This window comes from Photorhabdus tasmaniensis (assembly GCF_011189505.1).
GTDB classification, from domain to species: Bacteria; Pseudomonadota; Gammaproteobacteria; order Enterobacterales; family Enterobacteriaceae; genus Photorhabdus; species Photorhabdus tasmaniensis.
On the sequence record NZ_PUJU01000024.1, the window covers coordinates 15,033 to 25,984 of the forward strand.

Here is a 10,952-nt window from a genome sequence, read left to right on the forward strand (position 1 = left end):
ATCTAAAACCAGCAGTTTTTAATAGCATTACCACCAGGCTTCGAATTGTGCACCAAAGGTGAATTCATCATCGTTGCCACGGCTGAATTTATGTGTTGCTGTATCGCTGTAAGCCATGCCATCAATGTAGCCGTCGTTTTTATTCGCGTTTTTATTCGCATTACCCCATTTTTCATCCCATTTGGCATAGGTGACGAACAGACGGATAGCCGGACGAGACCAAATGCTATCACCAGCCTGCCATTGTTGGGCTAGGGTGATTTTGTATTGATCGTTAGTGTCATTGGTACGCTGGGATTTGACGTTATCATAGCCAATGTCCATCAGGGTGCTCATCGTTGGTGTCCATTTGTACATTGGACGCACACCAACGGTATACCATGTGTTGCCGTTGTTGTTATCACGGTCAGTATCCTGATACATCGCCACATACATGAGATCCCATTTTTCTGCGAGATTAATCGCACCATGATTCAGGATCCGTAGCATATGACCATCATTGTTTACGCTGGCACCTTCAGAGCGACCACTGTTGGAGGAGGTCATGGAATCGGTTGCATACTGAACGACAAATTTGTTAAATCCTCCTAATATGCTCTGTGTATGCTCGGCGGTAAACATGAAACCATCTTTGGAAGCATTACGGTCAAGATGGTAGTGGTCTCGTGCATTGGCGCGCCCATAGTCAAAACCAAGCTCCAGGCTACCGCCTGGGTTAACTTCCAAGCCAGATAGACGTATATCGAAGACATCATTGGAAGTGGAGATTTCGTCACGCTGACCAGCAATCCAGCCATGAGAACCACCCGATTCGGTATTGCGGGTAACAGCCAGAGAGAGCTTACTAAAGCCGAGGTCGATATCTTGCAGGCCAGCGCCCGGACCAGAGATATCCCAATAGTAGAAATCGATCATATGCACGTCATGGCGCTGGTAGAAGCGTTTACCTGCCCACAATGTTGAGCCGGGTAACCAGTCGATGACGTTCTTCGCCTGGACATTGACTTCACGGAAAGCAGGATCAGTGGATTCCCAATCTTTTTCTTGCGCCACGGAATAAGCTACGTTGGTATCGAAGTAAAAGCTCTTATCGCCATCTTTCCACAGCTCTTGACCTAGCTTAAGTTCGGCATAGGTCTCACATTCATTACCTAAACGATATTTGCTTTGTGCACCGGTGCTTTGGAAACACTGTTGCTCGCCACCGCTACCGGTCCAGCCAATACCGGAACGGGCATAGCCGTGGAATTCTACGGCTGACGCCTGCATGGACAGTAATCCAGCCATAACTGTTAATGATATAGGTAATATACGCATTGATTTCATCAATTATTCTCCTGTCGTTTTTTAATTGGCTCAGGTTCAAACACCGGGTTCTTTATGCAAACGCTGGCATGCTGTTCCGTCTTCTCGGAATAAATGGCAGCGGTGGGGAGGTAATCCGATGGTGAAGGAGGCCCCTTCTTCCACGAGCACAACATCAGACTGGCGATAAACCAGATTTTGACGAATAGCCGGGATTTCAATGTGAACCTGGGTTTCATTTCCCAGTTGCTCAACAACCTGAACTATGCCTTCCAGCGTGACATCTGCGATATCACTCGGAAGGAGATGTTCTGGGCGTATTCCCAGAGATACATTGCTGCCTATTTTTACCCCTTGGCTTTCTACGGGCAGCCAGATTTGCTGGCGATTGGGTAGAGTAATTTGCACCTGATCGACGGCGGTGGCTGTTACTTTAACCGGCAAGAAATTCATTTTGGGTGAGCCAATAAAGCTGGCAACAAAACGATTAACGGGATAGTGGTAAAGCTCAAGTGGTTTACCGATCTGGGCAACATCCCCGCCATCCAACACCACGATTCTGTCGGCCAGCGTCATTGCTTCAACCTGATCGTGGGTGACATAAATCATTGTACGTTGCAGGCGTTTGTGCAGGCGTGAAATTTCAATGCGCATTTGGACGCGCAGTGCAGCGTCCAGATTGGAGAGTGGTTCATCCAATAGAAAAACATTTGGTTCAGCGACCAGAGTACGGCCAATGGCGACACGCTGGCGCTGCCCACCTGATAGTGCTTTAGGACGGCGATCAAGCAGATGAGCGAGTTGAAGCATCTCCGCAACTTGCTTCACGCGCTGCTGAATGTCACTTTTTTTGGCGCCGGCCAGCTTCATACCAAACGACATATTGTCTGCAACAGACAGGTGGGGGTACAGTGCATAGGACTGAAAAACCATCCCAACGCCACGTTTGGCGGGTGGTACATCGTTTATACGTATATTGTTGATCAGCAAATCACCAGAAGTGATATCTTCCAGACCTGCAATCATCCTTAATATTGTCGATTTTCCACATCCTGATGGACCGACAAAAACCACGAATTCTCCTTCTTGTATCTCAAGGTTGATGTTCTTAGAAATAATAGTTTCACCATAAGCCTTAGATACCTTACGTAGTGTGACGCTCGACATGTGTTCCCCCGGACTATCACCGCAATCCGCGGTGAAAAACAATAAGCCAGAGTGTGTTTAAGATAGTGGGTGAGTAAATCCTCCATACCCAAGTTTTTTATGGGGGAGGAGTCAGGAGGATGAGATAAGAGTTGTTGAGGCGGTTAGGTATGAGCTGCTGGATAAAGTGTGATCTTTACTACAAAAAAAGATGTCTCTTTTTGTGGTCAACAACACGGTTCCTCTGTTTTTGCAATGCAGATCACACCCATCTCAGTTGGGGCGTAGAGCGGGGGAGGATGAGTATTTCTATTGTCGGTTGCACACTAACTTCGCACTCTCTGCCAATGTAACAAAACAGTTCACCCTGAACCTATTCAAACTATAAGTAAAGGACGGAATGATGACAAAAACAAACTTGAAAATGGGTGCCCGCACCCTGGCGCTTTCTGTTTTAGCCACTCTTGTGCTTTCTGCCTCTGCTTTGGCAAAAATTGAGGAAGGTAAGCTGGTTATCTGGATCAACGGCGACAAAGGCTACAATGGCCTGGCGCAAGTCGGTGAGAAATTTGAAAAAGATACGGGTGTCAATGTGACTGTTGAACATCCAAACAAGTTTGAAGAGAAGTATTCACAAGTCGCAGCAACTGGTGATGGGCCAGATATTATTTTCTGGGCCCATGACCGCTTTGGGGGTTATGCACAGTCTGGTCTGGTGGCGGAAATTACGCCGGATCAAAACTTTAAGGACAAACTGTTTCCGTTCACCTGGGATGCTGTGCGCTATGACGGTAAATTGGTGGGTTATCCTATTGCGGTTGAAGCCCTCTCCCTTATTTACAATAAAGACCTTGTGAAGACACCGCCCAAAACTTGGGAAGAGATCCCGGCTCTGGATAAGGAACTGAAGAGTAAGGGCAAAAGCGCCATTATGTTTAATTTGCAAGAGCCTTATTTCTCTTGGCCGCTTATTGCTGCTGATGGGGGATATGCTTTCAAGATGGAAAACGGCTCATATAACGTGAGAAATGCCGGAGTCAATAATGCTGGCTCTAAAGCAGGACTGAATTTTATTATAGATTTGGTAAAAAATAAGCATCTGAGCGTGGATACTGATTATTCTATTGCCGAATCAGCGTTCAACAAAGGTGAAACGGCTATGACTATTAATGGTCCGTGGGCGTGGGCTAACATCGACAAAAGTAAGATAAATTACGGTGTGGCGTTGTTACCAACCTTTAAAGGTAATCCGTCTAAGCCGTTTGTCGGCGTATTGACGGCAGGTATCAATGCTGCCAGCCCGAATAAAGAGCTGGCGAAGGAGTTCCTGGAAAACTATTTGCTGACCAATGATGGTCTGGATATGGTGAATAAGGATAAACCGTTGGGAGCCGTGGCGCTGAAATCCTATCAGGATATTCTGGCCAAGGATCCCCGCATTTCTGCCACTATGGAAAATGCTCAAAAAGGCGAAATCATGCCGAACATCTCACAGATGAGCAGTTTTTGGTACGCCATGCGCAGTGCCGTTGTTAATGCGTTGGCTGGCCGTCAGACCGTTGATGCTGCACTTAGTGACGCAGAAACCCGTATGACCAAATAACTTGTAGACTCTCTTCTTCCGAAGGGAGTTCTTTCCAGCAACAGTAAGGATGCTTGTTTGCAGGAAGATTGATCAAACTATCCGCAAGCTGTTACAGCCGCAGTAAAAAAAGAAGAACATTATGTCAGCGACGCTCAAAGAAACATCATGGTGGCAGAGTTCTGCTCTGAAATGGTTTGCAGTGAGCCTGTGTATACTCTTTACCGGTTATTTGGTGGTATTGATGTATTCTCAGGGAGAGTATCTGTTTGCAATGCTGACACTGGTATTGTTGGGAACGGGGATTTACGTTTTCGCTAACCGTAATACTTATGCTTGGCGCTATGTTTATCCAGGTATAGCGGGAATGGGGCTGTTTGTGTTGTTTCCGCTCATTTGCACCATTGCCATTGCCTTTACCAACTATAGCAGTACTAATCAACTGACTTTTGATCGTGCGCAATCTGTCCTGATGAGCCGTCAGTATCAGTCAGGGCAAACATTCACTTTCAGGCTCTATCCAAAATCCGATCTATGGATTCTGGCATTGGATGCGCCGGGTCAGACTAAGCAACTGGTATCGGAGCCGTTTTCTCTGTCAGTAACGGAAGAAACGACTTTACGTTTGTATGAACAGGATACCGCTCAGAGCGGTGAAGCGGCGACATTGCGTATTATTACCCAGAATCGACAAGCGCTGAATCAGTTGGTTGCTGTTTTACCGGATGGTCAGTTACTAAGAATGAGTTCGCTTCGTCAATTCTCTGGTGTACATCCTCAATACTCTCTTGGGGAAGATGGCAAGGCTCTTACTAACAATCAAACAGGCACGCTTTACCGTCCTAATACCGATACCGGTTTCTATCAGTCTGTTAATGCTGAGGGACAATGGGGAAATGAGACGTTAACGCCGGGATTTACTGTTTCCATTGGCTGGAAAAATTTCCTGCGTGTGATACAGGATGAAGGTATTCAGAAGCCGTTTCTCTCTATTTTTGTTTGGACGGTTGTGTTTGCTCTGTTCACTGTGGTGTTGACTGTTGCTGTCGGCATGGTTCTGGCCTGTATCGTGCAGTGGGAAGCATTGAAGGGCCGTGCTGTTTATCGCGTGCTGTTAATCTTGCCGTATGCCGTGCCATCGTTTATTTCTATTTTGATTTTCAAAGGGTTATTTAACCAGAGTTTTGGTGAGATCAACCTGTTGCTTAACGGTTTGTTCGGTCTTAAGCCCGCTTGGTTTACCGATCCGACATTGGCGCGAACCATGCTGATTGTGGTGAATACCTGGTTGGGGTATCCCTATATGATGATTCTCTGCATGGGGTTGTTGAAAGCAATACCGGATGATCTGTATGAAGCATCAGCGATGGATGGTGCAGGCCCGTTTCAGAACTTTTTTAAGATTACCTTCCCGCTGCTGATTAAACCGTTGATGCCGCTGATGATTGCCAGTTTCGCTTTTAACTTCAACAACTTTGTTCTGATTCAGTTGTTGACTTATGGCCGGCCGGATCACATTGGCACTACGACGCCGGCGGGCTATACCGATTTACTGGTGAGCTATACCTATCGTATTGCTTTCGAAGGGGGGGGTGGTCAGGATTTTGGCCTGGCTGCGGCGATTGCCACCGTTATCTTTTTGCTGGTTGGCGCACTGGCCATTATTAATCTAAAAACCACCCGCATTAAATTTGACTAAGGAGGGAATACAATGGCGATGATTCAATCCAAATCGCAGAAATGGCGTTTGTTGGCGACACATTTGTTGATGTTAACCTTTATTGCCATAATTTTGTTCCCGATGCTGATGGTTATTACCATCTCCCTGCGGCCAGGGAATTTTGCCACTGGTAGTCTGATCCCGGAAAGTATCTCTTGGGAGCACTGGAAATTGTCGCTCGGCTACAGTGTGGTATCACCGGATGGTCGCGTCACTCCGCCACCTTTCCCGGTTTTGCTATGGCTTTGGAACTCTATTAAGGTTGCCTTTATTACCGCTGTAGGTATCGTTACGTTATCGACCACCTGCGCTTATGCCTTTGCCCGTATGCGTTTTCGCGGTAAAAGTGCTTTACTGAAAGGCATGTTGATTTTTCAGATGTTCCCGGCGGTTCTTTCCTTAGTGGCGTTATATGCCTTGTTTGACCGGTTGGGGGAGTACTTACCGTTTATGGGCCTCAATACCCACGGCGGCGTTATCTTTGCTTATCTAGGTGGCATTGCGTTGCATGTCTGGACGATTAAAGGTTACTTCGAAACCATTGACGGCTCTCTGGAAGAGGCTGCTGCGCTTGATGGTGCGACACCATGGCAGGCGTTCCGTATGGTATTGCTACCGCTCTCTGTACCGATTCTGGCCGTCGTGTTCATTCTTTCCTTCATTGGTGTGATTACGGAAGTGCCGGTTGCTTCACTGCTTCTTAGAGATGTGAACAATTACACTTTGGCTGTGGGGATGCAACAATACCTTAACCCACAGAACTATCTCTGGGGCGATTTTGCCGCCGCTGCGGTACTCTCAGCGCTCCCGATTACCATAGTCTTCCTGGTTGCTCAGCGTTGGCTGGTCAGTGGTTTGACAGCGGGAGGAGTAAAAGGCTGATAATGCCTGCCGCCTGGACCTTGTATTCCACAAACGTTTGTAGTTGCCGCCACGCCAACGGTGCAATCTTGCCCTGAGTCGTTTTCCGGCTTTTATTCGCGCTCGAATATGGGTCAGATTTTCGAGAACGATTATCCCCACTCCGGCTTCGGTGACGGCGGCTACGATAGCTTGACTCGTTTCATGATTTATCTGTTTTACCCGTCTCATCTCCTTGCCAGAGACCTGCCGCAGCTTTTGTTTTGCACTTTGGCTGCCATTGGTGGGCAAGGTGACGGGCGCGCTGTTCTCGCAGTTGCTCGCCGCCAAAAAACCTGCCATAGACTGTGGGCGGCGAGATTATTTTCCCCAATATCAACACCCAGTGTTTTGTCGGAAACAACGGACGAGCATTCTGTCTGTTCTACAACGAGGTTGAAAAACCGGATACCTTTACGGCAGATCAGTTCAGCTTCTTTGGGCTGACCGGCGTCCAGAATGCGGCGCTGATGTGCCCCGAATATCATCGGGATATGAGCGCGACCGTTAAGTGAGCAGTCACTTGAATAATCAAATTACTCTCGAAAACTGTCGCTGGCGGACCTGCTGGCGCAGGTAAATATCAAAGCACATACAGATGTTACGGATAAGCAATCGGCCCCGTGGTGTCACCCGGATCTGTTTTTCATCCATTTCCACCAGCCCATCGTCAACCAATGGTGCCAATAATTGCAAATCTTCCGCGAAATACTTGGTAAAACTCAGATTATATTGTTGCTCAATATCAGCAAAATTTAGCCGGAAATTACAGATCAGCGCTTTAATTACATCACGACGGATACAATCATCCTGAGACAGGGTTAAACCACGCCACAGGGCATGCCCCTGTTTTTCGACCTGCGCATAGTAGGTTTTTAACTCTTTCTGGTTCTGAGAATAGCTATCGCCCAACATGCTGATAGCAGAAACGCCTATTCCCAGAAGATCACACTCTTCCTGAGTGGTATAACCCTGAAAATTGCGGTGCAACCTCCCTTCCCTCTGAGCTACCGCCAGTTCATCATCCGGGCGCGCAAAATGGTCCATGCCAATAAACTGGTAACCATTTCCCGTCAGTGTTGCAATGGTTTCTTGCAAAATATCTAACTTTTGTTCGGCACTTGGTAAATCATGCTCTTTAATTTTACGTTGGGCGGCAAACAAATTCGGTAAATGAGCATAATTGAAAACACTCATTCTGTCCGGTGATAACGCTAATACTCGTTTCAAAGTGAAAGCAAAACTTTCAGGTGTCTGTTTCGGCAAGCCATAAATCAGGTCAATACTGGTGGAATTGAAACCGGTTTCACGGGCTCGTGTTACCAGAGCAAAGATAACATCTTCATCCTGTTCTCGATTAACCAGATGCTGTACTTCTTTATTAAAATCCTGCACTCCCATGCTCAGACGGTTAAAACCTTCACTGCGCAGGTGATTAATCACATCCAGTTCAATTTCACGCGGATCGATTTCAATAGAAATTTCAGCATCCGGCAAAAAATTAAAATGGTGACGCAACATGCCCATCAATTTACTGATTTGGTTTTTATCAAGATAGGTTGGCGTACCACCACCCCAATGCATCTGGCTAACGTTACGGCCAGAAAACAGTTTCGAACGCTCACGGATTTCACGTTCAAGTAATTGCAAATATTCATCTGCTTTATGCTTCTGGCGAGTCACCAATTTATTGCAACCACAGAAATAACAGAGTTTATGGCAAAATGGGATATGGACGTAGAGAGAAAGCGATCGTTCAGGGTAACAGGCAGCCGCCTGTATAAATGCTGCATTATCATACTGTTGATTGAATTCCAACGCCGTAGGGTATGAAGTATAACGGGGGCCGGAGTAATTGTATTTCTGGATCAAAGGCAGATCCCAAACTATGGCTTGCTCAGACATTCTTATTCCTTCCGATGTTCCTGTCTACCAAAACGCAACGCTTGCAATTGTTTGATGTGTTGCGCCGTGGTGACTCCGCGCAGCCGGATTTTACGCCGCGACAATCGCCATAGTTTACCCAATAACCACAGCAGATAACATACTAACAGTGTGGTTATAAGGGTTAATCCGCCTTTGATCATGGAGGATTAAATTAATTGCCTTTCAGCAGTTGCATAATGTCATCTGGTTTCTCTTCTTCGCCTTCTTCCTCACCTAGATCAATCCCCAGCTCTTCCATCAGGGCATCAATGCGATCTAGTGTAGCGTCAACATAAACATTATCTTCTTCAGACAGTTTTTCGCCATTTTCCAGACGTTCCAACAATGCATCCAAACGGTCATCGTTTTCCAGCATTGCCAGCTCTTCCTGTGGCGACAGACGCGGTTTTGTCTCAGCTTTAGCTTTGACCGCCACGGGTTTCACCGATGTCTCTCCGACAATCAGTGGAACAAGCACTTTACTGCCAAGACGTGGATCACGCTGCTCCCTGCCTGCTTGATGTTTGTCGCTGCTTTGTTCCTTATGACGGCTACCTGCCGGATTACCACTGTGCTTTTTCTGGCGCTTACGCTCACGCCCTTCCGCATTCAATTCTTCGCGGCTCTTTCTTTTCTGTTTACCAGCAGATGCTTTCGCCGGTGCTTTTTTCTTTAACTGGTTCATAGCCCGTTACTCAGTTTAGTTTATCAGGGGATTGCTGCGGCGGAATCTAGCAGAAACCACACGTATAGAAAAGCGCCACAGATAATTCTTTCTCTTTAAAAATCTAGCCAAAGTCCTTTATTATTCATGATTGGTTTAACCATCAGCGAATATTCTATTAATCTTGGCTTTCAATAAGTGATGAATTGATATGCTTTTTTCTGATACCTCTTCCTACAAGCCCGTCTATTTATGGGTAATTAGTTATGCTTTGTTGTGGATTATCGTGGGTTATTCATTTGATCCAACTGTCCCCTATGATGCCGTAGAAGCATTGAACTGGGGTAAAAACGGAGAATGGGGATCACCTAAAAATCCGTGGCTGGTGGGCGCAATGATGCTGCCTGCTATCCATATAAGCGGTATTTCATTAAGTTTTTACTGGTACTTCATACACTTTATCGCTATCGCTATTGGTATGCTGGGTGTATGGCATCTGGCGTTCCGGCTGACAGGGAAAAAAGAGCTGGCATGGCTTGCCATGCTGATATTGAACCTATCCGGTATTATTAATTTTGATATTATTCCTTACAATGATAATTATCTACTGATCATGCTATGGCCGTGGACTATGCTGTTCTTTTTGCGGGCAGTGTATGACAACCCATACTGGTGGATAGCATTTGCACTCAGTTCCGGGCTGGCAACGATGGGGAAATACTCCTCCCTGGCACTGGTTGGTTCGGTTTTTCTACTGACATTGTTTGTACCCAAAGTTCGTCAATGTTACCGCCAACCGGCTCTCTATATCGCCCTGGTTATCTGGTTTATGCTGGTGCTGCCTAATGTTTGGTGGTTGTGGAACAATGATTTTGCTGCCTTCAAATGGGTAGATTCACAGATTGATCGCGGTTTTAATCTGCATACTACCAGATCGTTATTATCCGTGTTTTATCCACTGATTATTGTTGGCATCATTATCTACACTCTTGGAGGCCGTATTGGCTGGCCAAAAGAGCAACCGAGCCGACTGGCAAACATGGTTATTCTGTTGCCATTACTGATTATCTATTGCTGGTTCTCATTCAATGAGGGCGGAAGAATGACTGAATGGTTGCAGCCCTTTATGTCTGTTTCGTCAGCGCTGTTTGTCGGTTCTATCACCCGTTTTCCACAAAAATCATTACTCAGCACCCTGCGCGGATTGGCAGTCACCGCCGTATTGGTTTTGATGGGATATGTTTTTGTTATGGCCGCTAATGTCCGTGGTGCCGGACATGAATTTGAAGGTATCAAAGATTTTTCCTGGCAACTAGATCAACGCTGGCATGAGCTCTATTCAACACCTTTACATTATGTCGGGGGCGAATACTTGCATCAGTGGCTAACTTTCTACGCACCAAGTCAACCAGATACGATCCAACCTTGGACGTTGGAAGGGCAAGCGCCAAATGTCTATAACCGCCATGTTAAAGCAAGTGATATTGTACGCGACGGCGCTATTTTGATCGGAGGAAAAGGTAAAACCTGTGAACAGGAAGATTTTCACCATGTTCTGCAAGACTGGCCGAAGCTGAAAATAAACAGCACTGAGGAGTTTCTTTTCCAGCCTGAACCTGAAACGAAACCAATACTGATCTGCGTAGGTTTTGTGTCACCGGAAAAATATCAGTAGTTTTCTCTGAAATTTGAAAGCCTGATTTAACAGG

10 protein-coding genes are annotated in these 10,952 nt (G+C 46.3%); 4 read left to right on the forward strand and 6 right to left on the reverse strand.

Features of this window, described 5'->3' with window-relative positions; all coding sequences use genetic code 11:
• Positions 1-27: 27 nt before the first annotated feature.
• Together C5471_RS12645 and malK are read right to left on the reverse strand one after the other, a co-directional pair.
• A complete protein-coding gene (locus C5471_RS12645; RefSeq protein ID WP_133814342.1) occupies positions 28-1,326 on the reverse strand; it encodes a maltoporin in 1,299 nt (432 codons plus the stop codon).
• 36 nt (positions 1,327-1,362) lie between these two features.
• Positions 1,363-2,472 carry a maltose/maltodextrin ABC transporter ATP-binding protein MalK gene (gene malK, locus C5471_RS12650; protein ID WP_133814343.1) on the reverse strand — a complete coding sequence of 370 codons (1,110 nt, stop codon included), beginning with the start codon at positions 2,470-2,472 and terminating at the stop codon, positions 1,363-1,365.
• Positions 2,473-2,854: 382 nt separating this feature from the next.
• Here malK and malE point away from each other — a divergent pair, with 382 nt between their 5' ends.
• The 3 genes from malE (at position 2,855) to malG (ending at position 6,635) form a co-directional block, all read left to right on the forward strand.
• On the forward strand, positions 2,855-4,054 hold the full coding sequence (malE, locus tag C5471_RS12655; RefSeq protein ID WP_133814344.1) for a maltose/maltodextrin ABC transporter substrate-binding protein MalE: 1,200 nt from the start codon (positions 2,855-2,857) through the stop codon (positions 4,052-4,054).
• Between the two features lie 121 nt (positions 4,055-4,175).
• Positions 4,176-5,732, forward strand: a complete 1,557-nt coding sequence (gene malF / locus C5471_RS12660; protein WP_133814345.1) for a maltose ABC transporter permease MalF — start codon at positions 4,176-4,178, stop codon at positions 5,730-5,732.
• Positions 5,733-5,744: 12 nt separating this feature from the next.
• Positions 5,745-6,635, forward strand: a complete 891-nt coding sequence (gene malG, locus C5471_RS12665; RefSeq protein WP_133814346.1) for a maltose ABC transporter permease MalG — start codon at positions 5,745-5,747, stop codon at positions 6,633-6,635.
• On the opposite strand, the gene C5471_RS25310 is transcribed toward malG, so the two are convergent.
• The 4 genes from C5471_RS25310 to yihI all read right to left on the reverse strand — a co-directional run bounded on the left by C5471_RS25310 (position 6,552) and on the right by yihI (position 9,264).
• Positions 6,552-6,956, reverse strand: coding sequence for an IS200/IS605 family accessory protein TnpB-related protein (locus C5471_RS25310; protein ID WP_422630921.1), 405 nt, complete (start codon positions 6,954-6,956; stop codon positions 6,552-6,554). The two genes, malG and C5471_RS25310, sit on opposite strands and share 84 nt — an antisense overlap.
• Positions 6,842-7,141 carry a hypothetical protein gene (locus C5471_RS23985; protein WP_207627323.1) on the reverse strand — a complete coding sequence of 100 codons (300 nt, stop codon included), beginning with the start codon at positions 7,139-7,141 and terminating at the stop codon, positions 6,842-6,844. The genes C5471_RS25310 and C5471_RS23985 overlap by 115 nt, the downstream gene beginning before the upstream one ends.
• A gap of 43 nt (positions 7,142-7,184) precedes the next feature.
• Complete coding sequence (hemN, locus tag C5471_RS12675; protein ID WP_133814347.1) at positions 7,185-8,558, reverse strand: oxygen-independent coproporphyrinogen III oxidase; 1,374 nt, start codon at positions 8,556-8,558, stop codon at positions 7,185-7,187.
• A 193-nt stretch (positions 8,559-8,751) separates the two neighbouring features.
• Positions 8,752-9,264 (reverse strand): Der GTPase-activating protein YihI, encoded by a 513-nt coding sequence (gene yihI, locus C5471_RS12680; RefSeq protein WP_133814349.1) that lies wholly within the window; start codon positions 9,262-9,264, stop codon positions 8,752-8,754.
• Positions 9,265-9,454: 190 nt separating this feature from the next.
• On the opposite strand from yihI, the gene C5471_RS12685 reads away from it, so the two are divergent.
• Positions 9,455-10,918 carry an ArnT family glycosyltransferase gene (locus tag C5471_RS12685; RefSeq protein WP_133814350.1) on the forward strand — a complete coding sequence of 488 codons (1,464 nt, stop codon included), beginning with the start codon at positions 9,455-9,457 and terminating at the stop codon, positions 10,916-10,918.
• The last annotated feature ends 34 nt before the right edge of the window (positions 10,919-10,952 follow it).

What these genes read in the sequence shown, in the direction of transcription:
- hemN (WP_133814347.1), bottom strand. Translation starts at nt 8,558, where the DNA reads ATGTCTGAGCAAGCCATAGTTTGGGATCTGCCTTTGATCCAGAAATAC.
- malK (WP_133814343.1), bottom strand. Translation starts at nt 2,472, where the DNA reads ATGTCGAGCGTCACACTACGTAAGGTATCTAAGGCTTATGGTGAAACT.
- C5471_RS12645 (WP_133814342.1), bottom strand. Translation starts at nt 1,326, where the DNA reads ATGAAATCAATGCGTATATTACCTATATCATTAACAGTTATGGCTGGA.
- C5471_RS23985 (WP_207627323.1), bottom strand. Translation starts at nt 7,141, where the DNA reads ATGATATTCGGGGCACATCAGCGCCGCATTCTGGACGCCGGTCAGCCC.
- malG (WP_133814346.1), top strand. Translation starts at nt 5,745, where the DNA reads ATGGCGATGATTCAATCCAAATCGCAGAAATGGCGTTTGTTGGCGACA.
- malF (WP_133814345.1), top strand. Translation starts at nt 4,176, where the DNA reads ATGTCAGCGACGCTCAAAGAAACATCATGGTGGCAGAGTTCTGCTCTG.
- malE (WP_133814344.1), top strand. Translation starts at nt 2,855, where the DNA reads ATGACAAAAACAAACTTGAAAATGGGTGCCCGCACCCTGGCGCTTTCT.
- C5471_RS12685 (WP_133814350.1), top strand. Translation starts at nt 9,455, where the DNA reads ATGCTTTTTTCTGATACCTCTTCCTACAAGCCCGTCTATTTATGGGTA.
- C5471_RS25310 (WP_422630921.1), bottom strand. Translation starts at nt 6,956, where the DNA reads ATGGCAGGTTTTTTGGCGGCGAGCAACTGCGAGAACAGCGCGCCCGTC.
- yihI (WP_133814349.1), bottom strand. Translation starts at nt 9,264, where the DNA reads ATGAACCAGTTAAAGAAAAAAGCACCGGCGAAAGCATCTGCTGGTAAA.